At 36.3% G+C, this 25510-nt stretch carries 25 protein-coding genes, 2 tRNA genes and 1 rRNA gene; 21 read left to right on the top strand and 7 right to left on the bottom strand.

Features of this window, described 5'->3' with window-relative positions:
• Positions 1-50: 50 nt before the first annotated feature.
• The 8 genes from trxA (at position 51) to rdgB (ending at position 6334) form a co-directional block, all read left to right on the top strand.
• Positions 51-359, top strand: a complete 309-nt coding sequence (trxA, locus tag MOO47_RS01500) for a thioredoxin (RefSeq protein WP_249513078.1) — start codon at positions 51-53, stop codon at positions 357-359.
• 129 nt (positions 360-488) lie between these two features.
• Complete coding sequence (locus tag MOO47_RS01495; protein ID WP_249513509.1) at positions 489-629, top strand: teichoic acid D-Ala incorporation-associated protein DltX; 141 nt, start codon at positions 489-491, stop codon at positions 627-629.
• 15 nt (positions 630-644) lie between these two features.
• Positions 645-2156, top strand: a complete 1512-nt coding sequence (gene dltA / locus MOO47_RS01490) for a D-alanine--poly(phosphoribitol) ligase subunit DltA (protein WP_249513077.1) — start codon at positions 645-647, stop codon at positions 2154-2156.
• A complete protein-coding gene (dltB, locus tag MOO47_RS01485) occupies positions 2149-3369 on the top strand; it encodes a D-alanyl-lipoteichoic acid biosynthesis protein DltB (protein ID WP_249513076.1) in 1221 nt (406 codons plus the stop codon). The genes dltA and dltB overlap by 8 nt, the downstream gene beginning before the upstream one ends.
• An 11-nt stretch (positions 3370-3380) precedes the next feature.
• Positions 3381-3623, top strand: a complete 243-nt coding sequence (dltC, locus tag MOO47_RS01480; RefSeq protein ID WP_249513075.1) for a D-alanine--poly(phosphoribitol) ligase subunit DltC — start codon at positions 3381-3383, stop codon at positions 3621-3623.
• Positions 3616-4893 carry a D-alanyl-lipoteichoic acid biosynthesis protein DltD gene (gene dltD, locus MOO47_RS01475; RefSeq protein ID WP_249513074.1) on the top strand — a complete coding sequence of 426 codons (1278 nt, stop codon included), beginning with the start codon at positions 3616-3618 and terminating at the stop codon, positions 4891-4893. Before dltC ends, dltD begins: the two co-directional genes overlap by 8 nt.
• Positions 4894-4931: 38 nt before the next feature.
• Positions 4932-5753, top strand: coding sequence for a glutamate racemase (gene racE / locus MOO47_RS01470; protein WP_249513073.1), 822 nt, complete (start codon positions 4932-4934; stop codon positions 5751-5753).
• Positions 5750-6334 (top strand): RdgB/HAM1 family non-canonical purine NTP pyrophosphatase, encoded by a 585-nt coding sequence (rdgB, locus tag MOO47_RS01465; protein WP_249513072.1) that lies wholly within the window; start codon positions 5750-5752, stop codon positions 6332-6334. The genes racE and rdgB overlap by 4 nt, the downstream gene beginning before the upstream one ends.
• Positions 6335-6356: 22 nt before the next feature.
• Here the strand turns inward: rdgB and MOO47_RS01460 are convergent, their stop codons facing one another.
• Complete coding sequence (locus MOO47_RS01460; protein ID WP_249513071.1) at positions 6357-7262, bottom strand: mechanosensitive ion channel family protein; 906 nt, start codon at positions 7260-7262, stop codon at positions 6357-6359.
• Positions 7263-7369: 107 nt separating this feature from the next.
• On the opposite strand from MOO47_RS01460, the gene MOO47_RS01455 reads away from it, so the two are divergent.
• Together MOO47_RS01455 and MOO47_RS01450 are read left to right on the top strand one after the other, a co-directional pair.
• A complete protein-coding gene (locus tag MOO47_RS01455; RefSeq protein WP_249513070.1) occupies positions 7370-7765 on the top strand; it encodes a DUF948 domain-containing protein in 396 nt (131 codons plus the stop codon).
• Positions 7766-7780: 15 nt separating this feature from the next.
• Entirely contained in the window at positions 7781-8065 is a 285-nt protein-coding gene (locus MOO47_RS01450; protein ID WP_249513069.1) for a hypothetical protein, read from the top strand.
• A 77-nt stretch (positions 8066-8142) separates the two neighbouring features.
• Here the strand turns inward: MOO47_RS01450 and MOO47_RS01445 are convergent, their stop codons facing one another.
• Positions 8143-9246 carry a M24 family metallopeptidase gene (locus MOO47_RS01445; RefSeq protein WP_249513068.1) on the bottom strand — a complete coding sequence of 368 codons (1104 nt, stop codon included), beginning with the start codon at positions 9244-9246 and terminating at the stop codon, positions 8143-8145.
• Between the two features lie 153 nt (positions 9247-9399).
• On the opposite strand from MOO47_RS01445, the gene ccpA reads away from it, so the two are divergent.
• Complete coding sequence (gene ccpA, locus MOO47_RS01440) at positions 9400-10416, top strand: catabolite control protein A (RefSeq protein ID WP_249513067.1); 1017 nt, start codon at positions 9400-9402, stop codon at positions 10414-10416.
• Between the two features lie 37 nt (positions 10417-10453).
• Here ccpA and MOO47_RS01435 read toward each other — a convergent pair whose 3' ends face one another.
• Positions 10454-13276: a transglycosylase domain-containing protein gene (locus MOO47_RS01435; protein ID WP_249513066.1), complete on the bottom strand. Its 2823-nt coding sequence runs from the start codon at positions 13274-13276 to the stop codon at positions 10454-10456.
• A 272-nt stretch (positions 13277-13548) separates the two neighbouring features.
• On the opposite strand from MOO47_RS01435, the gene MOO47_RS01430 reads away from it, so the two are divergent.
• Positions 13549-14709 carry an MFS transporter gene (locus tag MOO47_RS01430; RefSeq protein ID WP_249513065.1) on the top strand — a complete coding sequence of 387 codons (1161 nt, stop codon included), beginning with the start codon at positions 13549-13551 and terminating at the stop codon, positions 14707-14709.
• A 28-nt stretch (positions 14710-14737) separates the two neighbouring features.
• Here the strand turns inward: MOO47_RS01430 and pepV are convergent, their stop codons facing one another.
• A complete protein-coding gene (gene pepV / locus MOO47_RS01425) occupies positions 14738-16138 on the bottom strand; it encodes a dipeptidase PepV (protein WP_249513064.1) in 1401 nt (466 codons plus the stop codon).
• A 46-nt stretch (positions 16139-16184) separates the two neighbouring features.
• Positions 16185-17588, bottom strand: coding sequence for a glycerophosphodiester phosphodiesterase (locus tag MOO47_RS01420; protein ID WP_249513063.1), 1404 nt, complete (start codon positions 17586-17588; stop codon positions 16185-16187).
• A 27-nt stretch (positions 17589-17615) separates the two neighbouring features.
• Here MOO47_RS01420 and MOO47_RS01415 point away from each other — a divergent pair, with 27 nt between their 5' ends.
• From MOO47_RS01415 to MOO47_RS01395, 5 genes are read left to right on the top strand one after another with little or no spacing between them, the layout of a single operon-like run.
• Positions 17616-17927 (top strand): hypothetical protein, encoded by a 312-nt coding sequence (locus tag MOO47_RS01415; protein ID WP_249513062.1) that lies wholly within the window; start codon positions 17616-17618, stop codon positions 17925-17927.
• Between the two features lie 4 nt (positions 17928-17931).
• Positions 17932-19308, top strand: a complete 1377-nt coding sequence (locus MOO47_RS01410) for a bifunctional metallophosphatase/5'-nucleotidase (RefSeq protein WP_249513061.1) — start codon at positions 17932-17934, stop codon at positions 19306-19308.
• 16 nt (positions 19309-19324) lie between these two features.
• Positions 19325-19840: a YutD family protein gene (locus MOO47_RS01405; RefSeq protein WP_249513060.1), complete on the top strand. Its 516-nt coding sequence runs from the start codon at positions 19325-19327 to the stop codon at positions 19838-19840.
• 7 nt (positions 19841-19847) lie between these two features.
• Positions 19848-20612 carry a TIGR01457 family HAD-type hydrolase gene (locus MOO47_RS01400; protein WP_249513059.1) on the top strand — a complete coding sequence of 255 codons (765 nt, stop codon included), beginning with the start codon at positions 19848-19850 and terminating at the stop codon, positions 20610-20612.
• The gene (locus MOO47_RS01395; RefSeq protein ID WP_317617091.1) at positions 20600-21244 is read left to right on the top strand and encodes a TIGR01906 family membrane protein; all 645 of its coding nucleotides are present in this window, start codon (positions 20600-20602) and stop codon (positions 21242-21244) included. The genes MOO47_RS01400 and MOO47_RS01395 overlap by 13 nt, the downstream gene beginning before the upstream one ends.
• On the opposite strand, the gene MOO47_RS01390 is transcribed toward MOO47_RS01395, so the two are convergent.
• Both MOO47_RS01390 and MOO47_RS01385 read right to left on the bottom strand, forming a co-directional pair.
• A complete protein-coding gene (locus tag MOO47_RS01390) occupies positions 21241-21879 on the bottom strand; it encodes a VTT domain-containing protein (protein WP_249513057.1) in 639 nt (212 codons plus the stop codon). The genes MOO47_RS01395 and MOO47_RS01390 overlap by 4 nt on opposite strands.
• Before the next feature lie 67 nt (positions 21880-21946).
• Positions 21947-22936 (bottom strand): NAD(P)/FAD-dependent oxidoreductase, encoded by a 990-nt coding sequence (locus MOO47_RS01385; protein WP_249513056.1) that lies wholly within the window; start codon positions 22934-22936, stop codon positions 21947-21949.
• A 67-nt stretch (positions 22937-23003) separates the two neighbouring features.
• On the opposite strand from MOO47_RS01385, the gene MOO47_RS01380 reads away from it, so the two are divergent.
• From MOO47_RS01380 to MOO47_RS01365, 4 genes are all read left to right on the top strand, one after another.
• Positions 23004-23378, top strand: coding sequence for a CvfD/Ygs/GSP13 family RNA-binding post-transcriptional regulator (locus MOO47_RS01380; protein WP_249513055.1), 375 nt, complete (start codon positions 23004-23006; stop codon positions 23376-23378).
• A 288-nt stretch (positions 23379-23666) separates the two neighbouring features.
• A 16S ribosomal RNA gene (locus MOO47_RS01375) occupies positions 23667-25233 on the top strand.
• An 89-nt stretch (positions 25234-25322) separates the two neighbouring features.
• Positions 25323-25396 (top strand) — tRNA-Ile (locus MOO47_RS01370).
• A gap of 12 nt (positions 25397-25408) precedes the next feature.
• Positions 25409-25481 (top strand) — tRNA-Ala (locus MOO47_RS01365).
• The last annotated feature ends 29 nt before the right edge of the window (positions 25482-25510 follow it).

Here is a 25510-nt window from a genome sequence, read left to right as displayed (position 1 = left end):
ACAAGCTTGCTACAATTAATTATGTAATAAACTATAAGGAGATGATCTGAATGATTACAGCTATTACGGATCAAGATTTTGAGCAAGAGACAGATGATGGATTGGTTATTACTGATTTTTGGGCAACGTGGTGTGGTCCTTGTAAGATGCAAGCACCAGTTATGGATAAATTAGCTGAACAATATGATGACGTTAAGTTTACTAAAATGGATGTTGATGCTAATCCTAAAGTGCCAGAAAAATTTGGTATTCGGGCAATTCCAACAATGATTTTGAAGAAAAATGGTCAAGTTGTGGAGACTTTAGTTGGTTATCAAAGTGAAGATCAATTAAAAAAGGCCATTGAGAAACATTCATAATTGAATATTAAGTCTGGAAAGATTGTTTTACTCCAGGCTTTTTTTGTATAATGATACTGAAATTGGCTATCTGCCAATTATTTTTATGCAAATTTAGTTAATATAATTGTCAATTTAAAGGAGACTTTAATTGTGAACAAGTTAAAACAGCATCCAATGTTAAAGTTTATCTTACTGACTGCCTTTTATTTTTTAATTATTATGGCGTTAGTTTATTTATATAGTTATTCTGGTATTAATAATAGTCATTTTATTTACAATGAGTTTTAGGAAGGATGCCTGCTTTTGCATTACAAGTTAACTAATCTTTTAGAGCATATTGATGCCTTAGCACTCAATAATCCCAGCAGTTGTTATCAAGATGAAGCTGGGCAACATTCATACAATGAGCTATACCAAAAGAGTAATCAATTAGCGGCTTATTTACAGACATTAAATTTGCAAACAAAAGCACCGATCATGATTTATAGTGATCAAAGTTTCATGACAGTAGTAACTATGTTAGCAGCAGTAAAAGCTGGGCATGCTTATATTCCCGTTGATGTTCACTCACCTAACGAACGGGTTTTGCAGATTGAAGAAATTGCTCAACCGGCCATGATTTTGGCGATTCAAGAATTGGCTTTTACAGTTCAAACAAAGGTTTTATCTCCTACTGAATTACAACAAGCTACCTTTTACCAAGCTACTGCTTTAGATAGTACACAAAGTGTGCAAGGTGATCAGAATTTTTATATTATTTTCACTTCCGGGACTACTGGAGTGCCTAAAGGTGTCCAAATTAGCCATAACAATTTATTAAGCTATGTTAATTGGATGTTGAATGATTTTGATTTACCTGAGCATGTTAGTTGTTTATCACAGGCTCCTTATTCTTTTGATTTATCTGTCATGGATTTATATCCGACTTTAGCTTTAGGTGGCCAGCTTAAAGCGATTGGACAAGATATTACTGAGAATTTTGCCCAATTATTTAAAGTTTTGTCTACTTTAGATTTACAAGAATGGGTATCGACGCCTTCTTTTGTGGAACTATGCTTATTGGATAAGAATTTTCAGCAAGCTAATTATCCTAATCTTTGTCATTTCTTATTTTGTGGAGAAGAATTGACGAATAGCACAGCTAAAACTTTATTACAGCGCTTTCCAGAGGCTCGTATTTTTAACACTTATGGGCCAACTGAAGCTTGTGTGGCGGTTACAGCTATTGAAATTACACCTACGATCGTTGCTAATTATTCGCGATTGCCAATTGGTTTTGCGAAAGGCGATACTAATATTACGGCAGTTGATGAGCATGGAACACCTAGTTGCGCGGGCGAATTACTCATTAGTGGTCCCAGTGTTTCTAAAGGATACTTAAATAATTCCGCGAAAACACAACAGGTTTTCTTTAAGCAAGATGAACAACAAGCTTATCGTACTGGTGATTTAGGGAAAATTAGTGCCGATGGTAATATTTTTTATCGGGGACGAACTGATTTTCAAGTTAAATTACACGGTTACCGTATTGAGTTAGAAGATATTGATCAAAATTTGGTCAGTTTGGCACCAATTGATCAAGCAATTACTGTTCCGCGTTATGATACAAATCACAAAGTGACGCAGTTAATTTCTTATGTAGTTTTAAACCAACCTTTGACTGACCCCAATACAGCTTTGAAAAAATTATTAGCTGCTAATGTGATGGATTATATGATTCCTCAGCGAATCGAAGTACGTACTAGCTTACCCAAAACAGCCAATGGTAAGATTGATCGTAAGACTTTAATGGCTGAGGTAAATCGACATGCTTAACATTCAGCCGTATCAAAATCCACAATATTTTTTACTTTTATTGTTAGCTTTTATTCCGTTGGTTATTGGTTTATATAACGGACATCGTTGGCGTTGGTATGAGAGTTTAATTTCATTACTTTTTATTTTTTTGATTTTTGATGCGGATAAAACAATACAGGGTTTTGCGTTAATTGGTTATACAATTACTCAAGCATTGATCGTTAAAATTTATTTTCATTATCGAACCAATAAGCGGTTTAACAATAATTTTTGGATCTTTGCAGTTGCTATTGGGTTATCAATTTTGCAATTGGTTGTTGTCAAATTGACACCATTGTTGGCTAATGGTAAAGATTCGATTATCGCCTTTTTAGGAATTAGTTATTTGACGTTTAAAACTGTGGGGATGATTATAGAGATCAGAGATGGTGCTATTAAAGAATTTAGTTTCATCAAATTTTTGCAATTTCTGTTATTTTTCCCGACCATTTCTTCTGGTCCAATTGATCGTTATCGGCGTTTTATTAAAGATTATGACAATGTTCCTGACCAAAGTTCTTATATTGGGCTGATTGGACAAGGTGTACATTATATCTTTCTTGGTTTACTATATAAGTTTATTTTAGGTTATTTATTTGGTACTTTATGGTTGCCTGAATTAGAGCAAATGGCTATGGCACAACGTCATAATCATCCTTTTGGCATTTCGTTGGCATTAGTAGGCGTGATGTATTGCTATAGTATGTATTTATTCTTTGATTTTGCTGGTTATAGTTTATTTGCTGTAGGAACTAGCTATTTGATGGGAATTAAAACGCCAATGAATTTTAATTTACCATTTATTTCCCAAAATATTAAAGATTTTTGGAATCGTTGGCATATGACGCTATCTTTTTGGTTCCGCGACTATGTTTATATGCGTTTTGTATTTTGGGCGCTGAAAAAAAAGTTATTTAAAAGTAGAATAACAATAGCTAATCTTGGTTATTTATTGTTATTCTTATTGATGGGACTATGGCATGGTGAATATTGGTATTACATTATTTATGGTTTGCTTCATGCTGGACTAATGATTGGCAATGACGCTTGGTTGCGCTTTAAAAAGAAGCACCAAAAGTACTTGCCAAGTAATCGGTTTACAAAATTGTCGGCGATTTTTTTAACTTTTAATATTGTTTGCTTTAGTTTTTTGATTTTTTCAGGTTTTTTAGATACATTATGGTTTAAATAGGAGAGATAATTATGGACACAAAAGAAACAGTTTTAAATATTTTGGCTGATTTAACCGGCGACACTACTATTCAGAATAATTTAGATGAGTCATTATTTGATAGTGGTTTGTTAGATTCAATGGCAACAGTTCAATTATTATTAGAATTACAACAACAGTTGGATATTGATGTGCCAGTATCAGAATTAGAGCGCACAGAATGGGATACACCGAATAAAATAATTACCCAAGTGGATCATTTACGTAATGCTTAATTTCAAAAAATTGTTGGCAGTGTTAGCACCAGCTTTAACTGCTGCAATACTGGCAATTGTGGTCTTATATGGACCTTTGAGGTTAACTGCTCCAAGTTCTATGACCGTGCAAAAAGCAGCTACTTCGCTATCACCCAATATTTTACGTGGCAATCAAATTAAGAAACAAGCACTTGATGATGGCTATACTTTAGTAATTGGTTCTTCAGAGTTATCTCGCTTTGATAATTTTCATCCGTCAGTTTTGACGCAAAAATACCAACGCGGTTATCAGCCATTTTTGTTGGGATCTCCTGGCACGCAATCTTTGACGCACTTTTTTTCATTACAAGCCCTAGGTAATGACTTAGATAATAAAAAGGTAGTGGTTATTTTGTCACCGCAATGGTTTGATCAAAAAGGTGTTAAACCTGCTATGTTTGATCATTACTATTCTAAACAACAGGCGATTTACTTTTTACGCCATGCTAATGCTAATTCGATGGCTTCCAGATATGCTGCCAGTCGGTTATTGGCGATGCCATCTGGATCAGCTGATAATAACATTAAATTGGATCTGGAAAATATCAAAAAGTACCAGTCTTTGAGTACTACTCAAAAGTTATTTTTAGATAAAGTATCCCGGCCTAATGCAGAACATCAAGACCAATTATTTTCGTCATTGTTTTTACCTGATCGGCGTTCAGAAATTGTAGCACAGGAAAAAGTGCTACCTGCCAAATACGATTATCAAAAATTGCAGACCATGGCAACTACGCTGGGTAAAGAGCATAGTACAAATAATGATTTTCGTATTGATGATCATTTTTTTGACCATCAATTAAAGCATTCTGTTGGTTCCTTAAAAGGTAGACAAGTAGGTAAGTCTTATGAATACGGACCAGAGTATGCTGATTTTCAATTGCTATTGCAAGTGTTTAAGCAGCATAATGTTAAGCCACTATTTATTATTCCACCGGTGAATTCGCAATGGATGGCTTATACCGGCTTGCGTCAATCAATGTTAGACAATTTCAATCAAAAAATAACTTATCAATTGCGTTCCCAAGGATTCAATCAAATTGCCGATTTTCATAAACAAGGCGATGTGCCTTACTTTATGGAAGATACGATTCATTTGGGATGGCAAGGTTGGGTAGCGACAGATCGCTCAATTAGTCGCTTTTCAGAACAGAAAATTGCACAACCACATTATCGTCTGAATGATTACTTTTATAAAAGTGCTTGGTGTAATCGCAATCCACAGACAATTCCTACGTTGAGTAAATAATTACTCAACGTTTTTTAACAGAGAAGATGGTGATATTCATGGACAAACGTCCCATAGGTTTTTTGGATTCGGGGGTGGGTGGTTTAACAGTTGTCAAAGAAGTGTTGCAACAACTTCCTCACGAAGATGTAATTTTTATCGGGGACGAGGCACATTTGCCTTATGGTGAAAAGACGCCTGCCCAAATAATTGCTTTTGTACAGCAATTAGTAGCTTTTTTACTAACTAAAAATGTTAAAATGATTGTTTTTGCCTGTAATACTGCTACTGCGGTGGCATTACCAATCATTCAACAACAAGTTTCTGTACCAATTATCGGAGTGATCGCATCCGGGAGCGATGCAGCAATTAAGCAAACTAAAAGTAAGAAAGTCGCAGTTATTGCGACCCAAGCTACAGTCAATCAACATGCTTATGCTGAACAAATTCAGTTGCTTACACCGAACGTAACAGTTTTTGAATTGGCAACACCACATTTTGTGCCACTAGTGGAAAATGGGCAATATCATTCTCAGAAAGCTCGCCAAACTATTTGGCATGATTTGCAGCCCATACTTCAGCAAACTGATATTGATACGTTGATTTTAGGATGCACGCATTATCCTTTGTTATATCCGCTAATTCAACAAGCAGTGGGTTCTGATGTGTGCTTGGTTGATGCTGGTAAAGAAACAGTGGCAACTATCAAGCAGCATCTACTAACTAATAATTTGTTAAATACAACTAATCTAAAAGCACAGTATGAATTTTATACTACAGGTAATGCTCAGCAATTTACTACGATTACCAAGGATTGGTTACCGATATCAACGGGCAAAATTCAATCTGTGCAGCTGGATGTCAAGGAGCCGATTTTATGAAGCAATTACTAATTGCCACCAAGAATGCCAATAAATTATCTGAAATTAAGACGCTTTTAGGTAATGATGTCCAAGTGGAAAGTTTGTTGGATTATCCTAATTTTGCAGAAATCGCGGAAACTGGTACAACATTTGCGGAAAATGCTCGTTTAAAGGCACAATCTGCGATCGATTTTTTACAAATACCGACGCTTGCTGATGATTCTGGTTTGAGTGTTGATTATTTACATGGGCAACCTGGGGTACGTTCAGCGCGGTATGCGGGTGATCATGATGATGCAGCCAATAATGCTAAGTTACTTGCTGAACTGGGTGGGGTGCCACTGGAAAAACGAACAGCTCATTTTAGTACGACTATGGTTTATTTGGATCCTTTAAAAGACCAAGAAATTGTAGTTACTGGTAAGCTTGAGGGGCTAATATCTCTAGTGCCACAAGGACACGATGGATTTGGCTATGATTCTTTGTTTTATGTGCCTACTTTGCATAAAACTTTGGCAGAGCTCTCACTAGCAGATAAAAATAAGATTAGTCATCGGGGAAGTGCCTTGCGACAATTTGTCGAAGAATATAACAAATAAAAACGCGCTAGTTAGCGCGTTTTTATTTATTTAAGTCTAATTTGTTTTCAGGTAATGGAATGTTGGCTTTTTGCAAAGCTAGCAAATAAGCTTCTAAAAATTTTCTTTTAACTATTAGCTGTGCACCATTCTTGGTATCGATTTGGATTTGATAAGTTAAAAGACCATTATTAACTTCCGTTGGACCTAATAAGCGGGGAGCAGTTATAAGATCAGGATCGTCTGGTGTCAATTTTTGGTTGACTTGACTTAATACTTGCGTAACTTTTTTGATATCGGTTTTGGGAAATAATTGTAATTCAATAATCGTAGTCATGTTACCACGCGAAAGATTTTGGACAACAGTAATATTACGATTAGGCACGTAATTCAAAGTACCATCGCCACTGCGAATTTGGGTAGTACGCAAACCAATGTAGGTGACAGTTCCAGAAACGTCACTGACTTTTACTGAATCGCCCACATCAAATTGTTGTTCAGCTAAAATAAAAAAACCAGTAACAACATCACTAACAAATCCTTGTGCGCCAAGCCCTAAAGCTAAACTAAAGATGCCAGCACCAGTAATTAAGGTTCCTACGGGAGCACCTAAGATAGCTAAAACGCAATAAATGTAAATAAATGCCAAAAAGTAAAAGTAAATATTTTGCGTTAGTGTGGCGATAGTACGCGAGCGGTTTGAACTAGTTTGCTTAGATCTTAAATTATGACTGACTTTATGCACAACGCGTTTGCCAAAGCGGTATAAAATCCAAAAGAGGAGTGATAATAAAATAATTTTGATTAAATCGCTGACAACGGTGTTGATTAAATTAATCCAAAACTGAGGTGTGCTCATTTGTTCCCACAATAATTGTGGGTTTTTAGTTGGTTGATTAGTTTGATTGTTGTTAGTGACCTGATTGTACTTACTTAAAATATTATTCACTAATATTCACTTCCTTAATAAACTATTTTAAAGTATAACCCGTAAAATTGCTGTTGTCATGGATTGGTGATAAAATTTATTGGATGAATAAATTAGGAGGATAAATTATGACATTAGGACAGATTGCGGGTTTGATCGCGGCACTGGCATTTGTTGGATTGGTGATTTTTTTAGGAATGATGTTGGTGCAACTAGCGAAGCTCTTAAAAAATTTGCAAGCAACAGTAGAAGAAACAACAAAAACTGTCAAAACATTAACTATTGATATGGATCAAATCGCGCATCAAGGTGATGAATTAACGGCTAAAGTTAATACTTTAATGACTGATGTGAATGGCAAAGTAGCTAAATTAGATCCCTTTTTCAATACTTTAGAAAATGTGGGTACAACTTTAGAAAATGCTACTGATAAGTCAGATGCCAAAAAACATGCTCATAAGTTTTCGCCAGTTGCTGCTGGTCGTTTAGCTAAAATAGCTTGGAAGATTTATCGTAAAAAGTAAGTATTGGAGATTATTATGTCGAAGTTTAAGTTTGTTTTAGGTGCAGCTATTGGTGCTAGTGCCACCGTTTGGATAGCAAAAAAAAGCGCAACTTTTAATAAAGAAGAGTTATTAGACTTTGTTGTCGATAAGTTGACTAAAGTGTCTAGCGATACTAAATTTTTAGCTCAAAAAAAGTTTCAGACGAATACTGATCAATTACAAAATGTGTTGGATCAAGAAAATGTGGCGCAAGTCGAAACTGATTTTGATGACATTCACTTAGATGAAAGTCAAGTTATTATGGACCAAGCAGATTAAGCAATAAAAAAGCGTCAACTCTTCAATTAATCAGCACAATTGAGTGTAGATTAAAGTAGAGTTAACGCTTTTATTTTTTACTTAACAGGAATAATTTGTAGTTCTTTAGTAGTGTGGGTAAATGGTTCGTTACCATTTTCGGTTAGGTAAAGACAGTCTTCAATTCGCACGCCAGCAACACCGGGAATATAAATACCTGGTTCGATGGAGAAACACATTCCTGGTTGTAATTCCATTGAATTTCCTTGCATAATGGAAGGAAATTCATGTGTTGATGTGCCAATGCCGTGTCCTAGTCGATGAATGAAATATTCACCATAGCCGGCATCTGTAATAACTTTTCGAGCAACAGCATCTAATTCTTCAGCGGTAATGCCCGGTTTAGCAGCGTCCATTGCACTAAGTTGTGCTTGTAAACAAACGTTGTAAATTTCTTTTTGTTTAGCAGTTGGTTCACCAAAAGCCACTGTTCTTGAAGCGTCACTCATGTAACCTTGATTAACAGTTCCCAAATCAAATAAGGCAAGTGAATTGGCTTTAATAGATTTCTTTTCTGGTACGCCATGCGGATTAGCAGCATTTTCACCGGATTGGACGATCGTGTCAAAACTAGTATGCATGACGCCTTGTTTCATTAAACCATATTCGATTTCAGCAACCACTTGCTGTTCAGTTAATTTGGTGGATAAAGCCTCAAAACCTAATTTAAAGGCATAATCAGCCTGTTGCCCAGCTTCCTTCATTAGTTTAATTTCAGCTGGTGATTTAATTAATTTTAAATGATCCAAAAATTCAGAAGCATCCCCTGTAAATTGGGCATTAGGAAACTTTTGTTGAACTGCTTCATAGCGTGCGTAAGGTAGATCAGCTTTTTCAATTGCCCAGTGATTCGTTTTCTTAGTTCTTTCATTAATATGTTCTGCAATAATTTGGAAAGGATCTTCGTGATCTAAATAACCGTAAACATCTTGTTGCCAACCTGCTTTTTTGGAAGCCTCCACTTCTAATTGTGGTGTAAATAAGAAAGGTTCTGCTTCTGGAAAAGCAAATAATGCTAGAACGCGTTCTTCTGGATCACTATGAAAACCAGTAAAATATAAAATGTCAGTTGGATTGCTAATGTAAGCTACATCGTAGTTAGAATCTGCAAGCCACTTTTGTAAACTCTGTAAATGATTCATTCGTGATAGCCTCCTATATAATATAGTAAGAATTATAGCACTTTTTATTAACTAGCATCTAAAGCGCTTGCAAAAAAGAATTCTTTTTGATAAATTAACTATGAAAGTGTATGAAAACGATAAACTTAAAATATGAATATTGAGGTATTTTGGATGGATCAACCTGAAAAAGAAATTACAATTACTGATGTTGCTAAACAAGCAGGTGTTTCTATGGCAACTGTTTCGCGGGTCGTGAATGGTAATAATAATGTCAAAGAGATTACACGGCAAAAAGTATTGGCTGTTATTGATAAGTTGCATTATCGTCCTAATGCAGTAGCACGCGGACTAGCTAGCAAGAAAAGTACAACAATTGGTGTCATTATGCCCAGCATTACTGAACTGCTATATGCTAATTTAGCGGATGGGATTGATGATGTAGCGTCAATGTATAAGTATAATATTTTATTGACTAGTTTTGATAATGGCAAAAATGAAGAGCAACAGTTGTTTAACAGTTTGTTAGCGAAGCAAGTTGATGGCATCATTTATATGGGCGAGCAAGTTTCAGATGAATTATATGAAAGTATGCTTAATTCTCGAGTGCCAGTAGTTTTCGCGGGCGCAGTAGATCATAAGAATCAAATTGCTAGTGTAAATATTGACTATGTGACGGCAGCTCGTGACGTAGTGAAATTATTAATTGATAATGGTAATCAAAAAATTGCTATGGTAACAGGTGATTTAAAGAATTCAATTAATGGCGACTATCGTTTAAAGGGCTATCAGCAAGCTTTAGAACAGGGCGGTATTAATTATTCATCCAATAATGTTTTTGAAACGGTCTATAATTTACAGGCAGGCGCTGCTGTATGGGATGCGATCAATGACAGTGGTGCGACAGCGGCTTATGTGACCAATGACTTATTAGCAGCCGGCATCGTTAACGCCGCTATGGCTGCTGGTAAAAATATTCCTCAAGATTTTGAAATAATAACAAGCAGTAACACCATTTTGTGTGATGTAACACGTCCACAGATGACTTCAGTTGCGCAACCATTATATGACATTGGCGCAGTAGCCATGCGTATGTTAACTAAGTTGATGAATAAGGAAATAGTTGATGAATTGGAAGTACGTTTACCTTATAGCTTGGTGAAGCGGGATACGACAAAAAAAAATAACTAAAAAAATAGATCTCACAAATTTTAGTGAGATCTATTTTTTAGTTACTCCCAGTAGCAGGAACGTTGGATGTTTCATCACCACCGTTTTCATCACCACCAGTCACAGGAGGAGCAACTTGATCCGCGTTATTATTAGGACTATTACCACTGCCTGTAGAACCACTACCGATAGTAGTGCTGTTAGTAGAATTATTACTCTCGAAATTGTTAGTACTGTCTGAAGAATTATTAGTCCGATTGTTAGGTGTATAACTACCTAAGACAGAATCGCTTTTAGGTAAGTTACTTTTGCTAATATTGGTTCGTGAGGAACGTTTACGCAGTTTTTTAGCCCGCTTTTCATCATCTATATTAATTGTTACACCATAGCTATTATCTTTGCCGTAGTAATGGTCCCAGAATAATTTGTAATTTTTATCTGTGCCACCGATGGCGAAATGCTTAGATAATTCTTTGGCATGTCCACGATAGAAAAGACTTGTTGTCGTTGGATGGGATAAATCGGATTCAATACCATGGTATTCCACGCTTCCCGGCAAAGTACCAGTATGTGAAAGAACTTTATCACTATTTACCGATGCAGGTTTACTCATAGAATTATTTAAATCTAGCAACTCTGGATTGCTTTCATAGACACTATTCATCAAGTTAGCCCAAGTTGTTTGATTAGTTTCTGTAGAATCATCTCTCAAATTATAATTATCGCCATAAAGATTATCGTAACCCATCCAAGAAGCTAGAGTTACACCAGGTGTACTCCCGACAAACCAGTTATCACGGAAATTATTCGAAGTTCCTGTTTTACCAAAAGTATTATGGTAATTAAAATCTAATTGATACGTTAATGATGAGGCTGTTCCTTTATTAATAACTCCATGCATCATTTTTTGCATAATATAGGAAGTACCCTTTTGATAAACACGCTGTTTTTTAGTGTGATGCTGATAAATTATTTGATTATTAACGTCAGTAATTTTGTCAATGTAATAAGGATTAACTCGGACACCTTGGTTAGCGAAAGTAGAAAAAGCACTTGCTTCTTGTAAAACTGTGAAACCATTACGTGTTCCCCCTAGAGCAATGCCCAATTCACTATATTCTTTTTGCGTAAGTGGTAAACCGAGTTTATTCATATATTCAGAAGGGTCAGTTTTATCTAAGACCTGTTGATAAAGATTGACCGCTGGAATATTGAGAGATTGTTCCAAAGCTTTATCAGCGGATACAAATTTATTACCGATTGTGTTATCAAAATCAGTCGGTGCATATTTGCCAAATTTGGTTTTGAAATCTGCTAGCATCGATTTACTACCAATGATTCCTTGTTCGATGGCTGGACCATAAACTAATAAAGGCTTTATAGAAGATCCTGGTGAACGAGATGTATCAAAAGCATGATTTAATTGATTCTCTTTGAAATTTTGTCCACCAATAAATCCTAAAACAGCGCCTGTTTTATTATTTAACAAGACACTGCCGTTTTGGACAGGTTCTTGGACTTTGACAGTGGCACCAGTATTGGAGTCAGTTGTTGTGGTTGTATGTGTAGTTCCTAATTGATCAGCATTTTGTGCAAAGGCTATTTGCATGTTATCGTAAACATTTTTATCAATAGTGGAATGTACGTGATAATCGTGTTCACGCATTAAACGATCGGCTTTTTGTGAATAAAAGGAATATAAATCTTTGTTCTTAGTGATTTCACTATATTTTATATTATCTTCTTTAGCTAATTGATGGATTAATTTGTTGCGCAATTGATCAGTCAATAAATTATATAAATAGCCATATTTAATTTTTACCTTAGGAGCAGCTTGCCGTGGTAAAAATTGGGTCTTTAAATCTACTTTTTGGGCTTGATTATATTCGTTTTTGGAAATATCGCCATGACGATACATTCTGAACAAAACGGTATTTTTACGCTGCAGCCCTAGTTTCATATTACTTTTTAAATGACCATTTTGGTCAAAAGGAGTATATACAGAAGGACTTTGAGGCATGCCCGCAATAAAAGCTGATTGCGCCAAACTCAATTGATCAGCATCAACACCGAAAAGTCCCTTAGCGGCAGCTTGAACACCTGCAATATTTTGTCCCCGGTTGTTGCGCCCTAACGGGACAACATTTAAATATGATTCTAAAATTTGATCTTTAGAAAAATGTTTCTCCAAACGCAGTGCTAATAATATTTCTGTAGCTTTACGTTTCCATGTAGTTTCAGAAGATAATAACTGCATTTTAACCAGTTGTTGCGTTAAAGTAGATCCACCCGTTTGAGTACCGTAGCCAGTTACTTCAGAGCCAATTGCACGGATGATAGATTTAGGGACAACCCCCTTATGCTGATAAAAATTCTCATCTTCAGTTGCTATAACAGCCTTTTTTAAATACGGGGAAATGTGATTGAAACTAACTTTTTTCCTTTCAGTATCAGTAGGAACTTTTTCCATTTTGACATTATGAGCAAAATAAAGTGTAGTGGACTGATCGGTTTTTTCGATTTGGTTGTTTAAGCTGGTATAACTAGGAATAGGTTCATTTTTAATAATTGCGCACAAATAACCGCCCCCCATACCAACTAGCAAACCAAGTAATAAGATAATACCAACAGAAAAGATAATAATTAATTTTTTAAGCAAACTAATACTTAAATTGATTTTACCGCTTAATGTTTGTGGCAAGTCGTTATGATCAACAATTGTCGGTTTTTGATCATTGACTGTTCTTGTGGAAGAAGGTGGTTCTATATTTTGAGAGCGAAAATGGTTTGTTGAATGTGAATTCAGGCGATGCTTTTCACCTGTAGAGTCACTTGAAAACTTATTTTTAAATCTACTCCCTAATGAATCATGTCTTTTCACAAAAAAACCTACCTTTATTTACGCTGCATTCTGTAACTCTCGTAATAAATACTAATTAATACAACAAATAGTTTATCTGATTTATTATACAACAAGTTAAATTTTTCTGTATACTGGATCTGTCATTATAAATGGCGCATTAAACATAATCTTTTCTATATTATTATGCTGAAATATGCTACTATTAATTTAAATTAATGCAAAAGATAAGCGCTTGATAATGGAACTCTCTAACAGAGTTAGTTATTAGGCGTTTTATTATAGGAGTGAAAATGAGTAAGGAAGCAAAACGAGCTATTTATATTTTAGTATTCGGTAATTTTTTGATTTGTTTGGGAATTAGTTTGGTAATTCCAGTGGAACCTTATATCAAAAAATCTTATGGTTTTTCTACCACTGAAATTGGGATTATGACTTCGCTATTTGCTTTTGCCCAATTTGTGGCTTCACCAATTACTGGTCGCGTATCCGATAAAATAGGTCGTAAAAAAGTTATTGTAACTGGTTTGTTATTGTATATGGTGGCCGAGGCAATTTTTGCCATGTCCAATAGTTTATGGTTATTTGATATATCACGTATTATTGGCGGTTTAGCTGCAGCGATGTTTGTGCCAACTTCAATGGCCATGGCGGCAGATTTAACGGATGATAAACAGCGAGCACGAGTTGTTGGTTGGATTTCAGCAGCTTTTAGCGGTGGATTGATTTTAGGACCAGGAATTGGGGGCATGTTAGCCCATATTACGTATAAAGTGCCTTTTTGGGCAGCAGCAATATTGGGGTTATTAAGTACTATTATCACCCAGTGGCTTTTGCCCGATGAACCAGCTAAGGATATCCAAGCAATGCCTAAAATTAATTGGCGACAATTTTTAACACCGTTATTAACTATTTTATTTGCTATGATTTTTATTTCCTCTTTTGGTTTACAGGGATTTGAAAGTATTTATAGTATTTATGTTAATCAAGTTTTTAATTTTGGCATGGGTACGATAGCTTTAGTATTAACGTTGAATGGGGTTATTTCATTATTTTTCCAAATTGTGATGTTCGATTGGTTAACCAAAGTTTTAGGCGAATTAAAATTAATTGCACTTTGTTTTTTAGGGGGCAGTTTGAGTACTATCTGGATTACACAAACGCGCAATCATTGGCAAGTTATTGTTGCAACTTTAATTGTTTTTACGGCATTTGATTTATTGCGACCAGCCATTACAACACTACTAACTAAAATGAGTCATGCTAATCAAGGATTGATTAATGGTTTAAATATGTCATTGACTAGTGTTGGTAATGTAGTTGGACCAATCATGGCGGGCGTATTAATGGATATTAATCCGCATAGTCCGTATTTATTGGTTGCCGCTATTTTGTTTTTATCTTTCTTGATTTCTCTGATAGTTCAATTGGTAGCAATTCGCCAGACAAAATAAAAAAGAATGATCTTTAGATCATTCTTTTTTATTTTACTAAATTCCAAATTGCTTGAGCATAAATTGCGGTAGCATTAATTAAATTATCAATAGTAATGAATTCATTAGCTTGATGCATTACATTAGCACCATCAGGCATTAATGCACCGAAAGCCACACCACGCGGTAAGATGCGTCCGTAAGTTCCGCCACCGACTGTAACTGGTTTGTTTTGATTGTCGCCAGTTTGTGCGCGATATGCAGATAAAAGTTTTTGAACAAGTGGATCATCATCTGCTACGAAATGTGGTTCTTGAGCATGACCACTGATTTTTACCATAAGTTGTGAGGTTAGATTTTGGTATAGTTTTTGCAGATCAATCTCACTACGTCCCTTAGGATAGCGAACATTGATGACGATAAGACCCTCTTGATTGGATTCGTATTTAAAAATATCTGGACTTTGAGTCAGTGGTCCCATTATTTGATCTCGGTAGCCAACACCACTTTTCTGACCGTAAAAATCAAGATGTAAATAATTTTTTATGAAAGTTACATAATTTTGTCCAGCTTCGTCCAATTGCTGTTCAGCCAAAAAAGTTGCCAAATAAGTTCCAGCATTGACACCGTTTTCTGGTTCCATAGCATGAGAACCCTTGCCAGCTAGCTTCAGTGTGACTTGATGATTATCTAAATTAGCATTTCCACTAATAACTTTATTTTGTTGAATGAACTCTTGAAAGGCAGTCATTAGCACTTGGGGTTGCGTCGTTTTAATAATAGCGTTAGCAGTTTGTGGCACCATGTTGTCACGTAAGCCACTATTAAATGATAGTAGTTGTTGAGCTGCTTTAGTTGCAGTCGTTTGTGGAAAAGTTAAAGCGTAAGAAACAATACCTTTTTCACCATTGATGAGCGGAAATTGGGCGTCAGGAGAAAAGCCTAGATCTGGTTTTGGTTCTGACAAAAAATAGTGGTTGATGCCACGCCATTGACTTTCTTCATCAGTACCAAAAATTAAACGAATTTTTTTAGTAGGTAATAAAGATTGTTCTTGCAAAATTTTTAACGCATAATAGGCGGCTAGTGCGGGTCCTTTATCATCTAATGCACCCCGTCCAAATAATTGTTGATCGACTTGAGTTAATTGAAAGGGATCAGTATTCCAACCTTCGCCCGCAGGTACCGTATCCACATGAGCTAAAATTCCCAGTATTTCCGTTCCAGAGCCATATTCGATGTGTCCGGCTAAATTATCAACATTTTTTGTTAGAAAACCGTCTCGCTCACCAAAACTTAAAACTTTTTGTAAAGCTTTTGCCGGTCCTGGTCCCAGAGGATAATCAGATGTTTGATGTTCTGTGTCACAAGAACTATTAATTTTGACTAATTCTGCTAAATCAGCTATTAAATTTGCTTGTTTAGCTTGTGCCAGTTGTTTCCATTCCATGCTAAACCCTCCCTAATATATTCTTTCATCAATTATACTTGAAAAATCAGTCTAAAATGTAGCTTTTTATTTGATTTAAATTATTAGCAATGGTTGAATCAGTATAAGTGATTTGTGGTAATTTTTGAATTTTACCATTATTTAAGGGCAAGAAAGCAGTACGAATCAGTGTTTGATCTTGAATATTAATGGAACGTTTTAAAGTTCCTGTTTCTGGTACATAACTAATTAGCGGATTTTGATTAGTAACTAATAAATTATTAACTTTAATCCAGCCTTGATGATTGATTTGTGCCCAACTTTGTCCGTCAATGTTTTGCAGAGCAGTTACTTGATAAAAATAATTTTTTTGCAAACTACCAGCAAAAGAAGTTTTATTCTCGGGATTAGTCAATAAGTTAGATTGCTTTGTGTCTGGTTTGATGATAACTTGTTTTTGCAAAAATGGTGCTAAATTGCTTACCAAATCCGTCTGAACGATCCCAGTTGGTTTAATAAAGCGATTGGTATCAATTTGTAAGAAAGTTTGGTGATCAGTAATCACAATACCTTGAATATGGATCTGACTATCAGGTGTTAGTGTTCCTTTCTGTGGTGCATCAGGATAGGGATTTTCCCAAATCGGCTGATTTTGATCGGCTAAGACACTTGCATCAAAATTGACCGAACTATGATCAGCGTGATCTTTTAAATATTGATAATGTGAGGCTGTTGCTGGAAAATTAGTTACGACACCATCAATTGGCAAATTAACTAACCAGTTCCATTTTTGGGGATTTTCATTCATTTCATCCCACACATAAACTTTTTGGTTGATAGTATGAAGTTGATCAATTAAAGTTGGTGTTAAAATGGAAGAAGAAACATTGACGGCATTGGAGTATTGAAAAACTTCAAAATTTAAGCGTTTCAGGCTGCCAGCAATAAAGATGCGGAAGATTTTGGGATCCAGTTTAGCCATATTTTTAATACTATCTAACGAAAACGAATGAACCATTACTCGATCTTCCATATGGTATTTTTTAATTGAATTAACTAATAATTCTTCCATATTTTTCGGATTACCATGTTTGGTTTTTTTAGTCTCAATCAAAAATTTAGTATTGGGATTATTTTGGTAGTGTTCAAAAAGTTCATCAATTGTGTAAATATTTTGACCGTTGCTCTGTTTTAATTGAGTTAGTTGGCTGGCAGGGTGCTGTGAAACAACAATATCTTGTCCTGTGACACGTTGCAAGTTACGATCATGGGAAATAATTAATTGATTATCACTGGATTCATGGACGTCAAGCTCGACCCACTGGGCCCCATCATGAAAGGCAGAGTCAATACTTTGAAAAGATTCCTCAGGTGCCTTAATTGGATCACCGCGATGACCCACAACTGTAAAACCAGTGTTAAAAATAAAAGTAATTAATAGTAATATAGTAAGCGATAGTTTTTTAGACAATATTTTGACCTCATCAGGAGTAATTATATGAATAATTATCAAATCTTGGATCTAATAGAACAAATTACCAGAAACGATAACACTAAGTATTATGAATTAGCTAATATTTTTATGAATGGTCGTGCTGAGTTGGCTGCTGAACGCGGAATGATCAAAGAAGTTGCTATTGTACAACTCAATATACCTCATTCCACGGCTGTGCAAACTTACGAAAAATATATCAATGACACGTATGAGTTTCCAGCTGAAGACTTTGATCATTGGCAAGAATGGGATAAGCCTGCTGGTAAAATCAAAACTGCTTTTGAACAAGTTTTGCAGGCTAATCACATTGGTTGAAGATATGTCAGAAAAAATCCAACTTTTACACACAAACGATTTGCATTCACATTTTGAAAATTTTCCGCAAATTAAGCGCTATTTTCAAGATCAACGACAAGCTAATCAAAAATTAGGTAATTCAACTTTAATACTGGATATCGGTGATGCAGCAGATCGTCAGCATCCCTTAACGGAAGCGACAATGGCTAGAGCTAATATTGCTTGGATGAGTGACGTGGGGTATGATGCGGTAACTATTGGTAATAGTGAGGGTTTATATTTCGCTCACCAAACTTTAGAGCAGATGTATCAAACAGCCAATTTTCCTGTTGTTTTGAGTAATTTATATGAAATGGATGGATCACTGGCTAATTTTGCCCAATCTTATAAAATTATGACAACGCCACAACATACTAAAGTGGGTTTGTTAGGATTGACGGCACCTTATACATTGACTTATCCTTTGCTAAATTGGCAAGTCAAAACCGTTGAACAGGTCTTGCCACGATTAATTAAGCTGATAAGACCGCAAGTTGATGTATTAATTTTATTATCTCATCTTGGTTTACCAGCTGATCGCCAGTTAGCGACCACTTACCCACAATTAGATGTTATTATTGGAGGACACACACACCATCTTTTGCGTAATGGAGAAGTGGTAAATGGAGTTTTATTAGCTGCTGTACAAAAATTTGGACATTATGTTGGCAAAATCGATTTGGAATTACAAAACCATCAATTAATTACCAAAAATGCTAGTACAATTGAAGTTGCTACTTTGCCTTCACAGGCTCAAGATGCACAAATGACAACTAAAGTCATGCAACAAGGCGAGAATTTGTTGAAGCAGCAAAAAATAGCAAACCTACCATTTAAGTTAACAAAAAACATGGCTTCTGACAATTCTGCTATTAAAATAACTTTACAAGCTATGAAAGAAGCCACTGGTTGTTCAGCAGCCATGGTTAGCAGTGGCTTGTTTTTGGATGATCTACCACAAGGCATTGTGACCGCTGCCGATTTGCATCGACAATTGCCTCATGCAATACATCTGATGAAAACTAAATTGCAGGGATGTGATTTTTGGCGATTCATAATGGAAGTAGAAAAAAATCGTAATTTTTTGCGTAATTTCCCTCAGAAAGGTATGGGTTTTCGCGGTAAGATCTTTGGTGAGATTGCTTTTTCTGGTGTGGAGTTTGATTCAACTAGTAATACTGTGTTTTATTTAGGTAAACCAATTGTGAAAGACCAAACTTACGAAATAGCTCTACTAGACCATTATTATTTCATTCCCTTTTTTCCAACATTACAGATTATGGGAGTCAATCAATTTGAATATCCAGATTTTTTAAGAAGTGTTTTAAGTAAATATTTAGCACGACATTTTCCATTATGAAAGGTGAGTGAATCAGATGACTAAGCCAAAATCAGATAATTTCGAGAATAAAAAGCAATCTGTTTTGAGTCGCAGTATTGAGCATGCGATTGCTGCTGCTGATAATGATAATTTTGATAATGAATCTGCGGCTGAAATTATTCAAATTAATGATCATAAAATTAAAATTAATCAAGTGGCATATACATTAGTACTGGATCATGCTGCTGGTTTTGATCGCCAGCGTTTAGCGATGCGCTATAATGATGTTTTAGATAAGTATGATTATATTGTTGGTGATTGGGGTTATGGTCAGCTACGATTGCGCGGTTTTTATGATGTTAAACGCTCGCAAGCCAAAATTGATCAAAAAATAAACACTTTGCAAGATTACTTATTGGAATACTGCAATTTTGGCTGTGCTTATTTTGTTTTAGAGCGGGATCATAAAGTTAATATGGATTCTTCAAAAAACAAAAAAACTAAGCAGTTTAATAGAAGTTCTAAAGCACCCAAAGAAGTGAAATTTAAAATTAGAAATTTAGACAAATGAGGTAACCATGAAACATTATCAAAGTTATTTGATTGACTTAGACGGTACGATTTACTTAGGTAAAGATAAAATACCAGCTGCAAGTAGTTTTATTACACAATTACAAACACAAAAAATTCCGTTTGCTTTTTTAACTAATAATTCCACTAAAACACCACAGCAAGTTGTAGCTAATTTAGCTATGAATCATGATATTAAAGTTGAACCGCAGCAAATCATCACGCCATCAGATGCGACAGCTGAATTTATTAAGCAGCAAAATGCCAAGAGTTGCTACGTGATTGGCGAACAAGGTTTAAAGACAGCAATTTATAATCAAGGCATTGAGTATAATGAGATTAATCCTGACTTTGTGGTAGTTGGATTGGATACTGACGTCACTTATCACAAGTTTGAAGTAGCAACATTAGCTATTAAACGTGGTAGTAAATTTATTGGTACAAATGCGGATACTAATTTGCCAAATGAACGTGGGCTGGTGCCTGGAGCAGGTTCTGTTATTTCAATGGTGGAGACTGCTACACAACAAAAGGCAATTTATATAGGTAAACCTGAACGTTTTATTGCTGATTACGCTTTAGAAAAATTACATTGGCAACGATCGACAACGGCTATTATTGGTGATAATTATCATACAGATATTGAGTGTGGTTTAAATGCTTCAATAGATACAATCTTAGTTTATACAGGAGTTAGCACTAAGGAGCAAGTGGCTCAATTTAAACAACAGCCAACTTATCAAATTGATAGTCTACATGAATGGTCATTATAATGAAATTTTTGCAACGTATCAGTTTTAACATATTTTTAACATTTTTTATTTTAAGTACCACTGTCATTTGGACCATTATAGGTAGTTTTGGGATATTTAAATGGGATGCTCGCTATCTGCAGCTTGATTTAATAGTACATTTGTCGCAGTCTAGAATTTGGCATAATTATCTACAAGTTATGGATTATTTATTAATCCCGAATCATAGTAGTTTAAAAATGACAGATTTTTATTCATCCTGTAATGGCTTGCAGCATTTTCATGATGTAAAAATATTATTTTTATTTGTTATTGTAATTTGGGTGATTTGCTTATTGATTTTTGTAAGCTTATTAATGTACAAAAAATTTACAATATTACTACAAATAAATAATAATTGGCTGCTGTTTCTAACAGTGATTCCCATTGTTTTAGCAGCGTGTTCATTAATTGACTTTGATAGTTTATTTGCAATTTTTCACCGCATATTATTCCACAATAGCAATTGGCTATTTGATCCACTGAAAGATCCTGTTATTAATATTTTACCTGATACTTTCTTTTGTCATTGTTTTATTTTAGCTTTCGTAATTTTTGAATTATTGGTAATTGTTTTATTGTATGTAAATCACAAAAAAAGCAGGCAATTTTAGTTGCTTGCTTTTTTTGATCTGAAAAATCCAATAATTGCTGGTAAAATAGATACAAATATTATTCCTAAAACTATCATGGAAAAATGTTCTTGCACAAATGGTAAGTTGCCAAATAGATGACCACATATTAGGCAAATAGCTACCCAAATTGATGAGCCGATAATATTATAGTGTAAGAAACGCGAATACTTTAAAGCGCCACCGCCAGCTACGAAAGGGACGAATGTTCTAACAATTGGGATAAATCTTCCTAAAGCAATTGCTTTACCTCCGTGCCGCTCAAAGAATTCTTCGGCTTGTGTTAAATACTCTGGCTTGACTAATTTATGAAACCATTTTTTATTTTGTAACCAGTGATTTAAGTGTTTGCTAATAAAGTAATTACTTGAATCTCCCAAAACAGCTGCTGTAAAAAATAAAATTGCTAAAATCCAAATATTGAGACCACTTGCAGGATTAGCAGCAAGGGCAGCTCCAGCGAATAGTAAGGAATCGCCAGGGAGAAATGGCAAGATAACTGCACCGGTCTCTATAAAAATAATTGCGAATAAAATTACGTATGACCAAGTTCCGAACTGACTAACTATTCCCGCCAAATGTTTATCGACGTTCATTACAAAATCAATTAATTGCATATTTTCTCCTTGAATTTAAAGTCTAATAACATTTTAAAGGGATTATTGCTAATAATCCAACATAAAATTAATTAAATAATGAAGAACTATGACCAAATTTAGTTTTATCAGGATACAATTCGGCAATAGCAGTGTTTACAGCGATAGGTCCTTCAGCAAATCCGAGGGCAATCAGGCGTTTTTTGCCCGGATAATAGACGACATCACCCACTGCATAAATTAATGGACGATTAGTACGCATTTGTGAATCCACCTTGATAAAGGGTCCTTTAAGATCCAGTTGCCAGCCACGCAACAGTCTAGAATCAGTTTTGATGCCATAATTTACCAGCAACTTATTTACTGTAATTTGTTTGATATCTTTGGATTTAACAGTTTGGAAAGTTACTTGGATGGAATCAGCATTAATTTCTTGAACATCTGTAATGATATTGGGGGTCAGTACTTCGATATCAGATTTTTGCAAGCTAGTAATACTAGATTCCAATGCCCGAAAAGTATCTCTACGATGTAAAAGAAAAGTTTTGTGTGCAATTTTGTTAATTGCTAGGGCCCAATCAATTGCTGTATCGCCTCCACCAGCTATTAGGACATCTTGATCTTTATAAGTGTTGAGATCTTTAACAAAATAAGCCAATTGATTCTTTTCCAATTGAGGATCATATTTAACAGCCAGTTTGCGTGGCTCAAATGGACCGTTACCGATAGCTATAATCACAGATTTTGCCCAAATATTTTCACCATTAGTTTCCAAAGAAAAATAATCTGTATTAGGGACTTTTTGGATATTTGTGACTGTAGTCTGTAATTTAGTATTATAGTGAAAATGACCCTTTGTTTGCAGTAAATTATCAATAAGCTCACGACCGCTAATTCCAAATTGACCAGCAATATCATAAATTTGTTTTTGTGCGTATAAATTAGCAGGCTGCCCACCAAGTTTAGGCATACTCTCAATTAAAATAGGATTTACAGTCCGCATTGCGGCATAATAAGCAGTGAAAATGCCCACAGGTCCCCCACCAATAATAGCTATATCATAAATTTTTTTTGACACACAATCACCTCAATAATAATTAACAATTAAAACCTCTTATATGTTAACCTTTTTGTGGAGGAAAGTAATGACAAATTTATCAATTGGTCAAGTAGTTTCAGGGGAAGTTTCTGGTATCCGGTCATATGGAGCTTTTGTCAAGTTAGATAATAGTAATAAACAAGGACTGATCCATATTTCTGAATGCAAGAATGGCTACGTAAAAGACATTTCACAATTTTTATCTTTAGGGCAGAAAGTAACAGTAATCATTTTAAACAAGGATGAATATACAGGAGAAATTAGTTTATCTTTGCGCGCTTTGCAAAAAGTTAGTTATGATGTACAACATATTAATGCTAAAAAATACTGGACTAATTATAAGCACAAAATAGGTTTTACTAGCATTGAACATGAAAAAGATAGATGGATTACAGAAATAAAAGCCAAAATAACAAAATAAAGAAAAAAGTACTTGCCAAAAGGACGAAAAGTTGATAATATATCATTTGTTGTCAGCGAGACAGACACAGGCGTTGAAAGAAACGCAAACACTTCTAAAAAAAGTTGTTGACATGTGATTGTTGAGATGATATAATATGAGAGCCGACGCAAGTCGACGAGCAACAAAGTAGACCTTTGAAAACTGAACAAAGTTTCTTTTAAGCAAAGTGCAGGGTTCACAAGAACCTGTCAATTAAGAGCAATAAAGAAGACAAGAACGCAAGTTTGAGTCTATGAGTCACAAACTAAAAATGAGAGTTTGATCCTGGCTCAGGACGAACGCTGGCGGCGTGCCTAATACATGCAAGTCGAGCGAGCTGAGCTAACGGAATACCTTCGGGTAGGAAGATAGTAAAGCGAGCGGCGGATGGGTGAGTAACACGTAGGTAACCTGCCCCAAAGCGGGGGATAACAACTGGAAACAGTTGCTAATACCGCATAAACCTTTTGGTCACATGGCTAGAAGTTGAAAGACGGTTTCGGCTGTCACTTTGGGATGGACCTGCGGTGCATTAGCTAGTTGGTAAGGTAACGGCTTACCAAGGCAATGATGCATAGCCGACCTGAGAGGGTAATCGGCCACATTGGGACTGAGACACGGCCCAAACTCCTACGGGAGGCAGCAGTAGGGAATCTTCCACAATGGACGAAAGTCTGATGGAGCAACGCCGCGTGGATGAAGAAGGTTTTCGGATCGTAAAATCCTGTTGTTGAAGAAGAACGTATTTGAGAGTAACTGCTCAGATAGTGACGGTATTCAACCAGAAAGTCACGGCTAACTACGTGCCAGCAGCCGCGGTAATACGTAGGTGGCAAGCGTTGTCCGGATTTATTGGGCGTAAAGGGAGCGCAGGCGGTTTTTTAAGTCTGAATGTGAAAGCCCTCAGCTTAACTGAGGAAGAGCATCAGAAACTGGAAGACTTGAGTGCAGAAGAGGAGAGTGGAACTCCATGTGTAGCGGTGAAATGCGTAGATATATGGAAGAACACCAGTGGCGAAGGCGGCTCTCTGGTCTGTTACTGACGCTGAGGCTCGAAAGCATGGGTAGCGAACAGGATTAGATACCCTGGTAGTCCATGCCGTAAACGATGAGTGCTAAGTGTTGGGAGGTTTCCGCCTCTCAGTGCTGCAGCTAACGCATTAAGCACTCCGCCTGGGGAGTACGACCGCAAGGTTGAAACTCAAAGGAATTGACGGGGGCCCGCACAAGCGGTGGAGCATGTGGTTTAATTCGAAGCTACGCGAAGAACCTTACCAGGTCTTGACATCTCCTGAAAGCTGTAGAGATACAGGGTTCCCTTCGGGGACAGGAAGACAGGTGGTGCATGGTTGTCGTCAGCTCGTGTCGTGAGATGTTGGGTTAAGTCCCGCAACGAGCGCAACCCTTGTTACTAGTTGCCAGCATTAAGTTGGGCACTCTAGTGAGACTGCCGGTGACAAACCGGAGGAAGGTGGGGACGACGTCAAATCATCATGCCCCTTATGACCTGGGCTACACACGTGCTACAATGGATGGTACAATGAGAAGCAAACTCGCGAGGGCAAGCAGATCTCTTAAAACCATTCTCAGTTCGGATTGCAGGCTGCAACTCGCCTGCATGAAGTTGGAATCGCTAGTAATCGCGGATCAGCATGCCGCGGTGAATACGTTCCCGGGCCTTGTACACACCGCCCGTCACACCATGAGAGTTTGTAACACCCAAAGCCGGTGGGGTAACCCTTCGGGGAGCTAGCCGTCTAAGGTGGGACAAATGATTAGGGTGAAGTCGTAACAAGGTAGCCGTAGGAGAACCTGCGGCTGGATCACCTCCTTTCTAAGGAAAATAACGGAAGCACTTTGTAGAAACTTTGTTTAGTTTTGAGAGGTCTACTCTCAGATGTAAGTTGAAGAAGATCACGTGTCGGGCCTATAGCTCAGCTGGTTAGAGCGCACGCCTGATAAGCGTGAGGTCGATGGTTCAAGTCCATTTAGGCCCATTCAATTTGTATGGGGGTTTAGCTCAGATGGGAGAGCGCCTGCTTTGCACGCAGGAGGTCATCGGTTCGATCCCGTTAACCTCCATTGACAGGAAACTGTCGATGTTAGTACTT

It is taken from the genome of Bombilactobacillus thymidiniphilus (genome assembly GCF_023380245.1).
Classification (GTDB): Bacteria; Bacillota; Bacilli; order Lactobacillales; family Lactobacillaceae; genus Bombilactobacillus; species Bombilactobacillus thymidiniphilus.
This window is presented reverse-complemented; position numbering and strand designations above follow the sequence as displayed.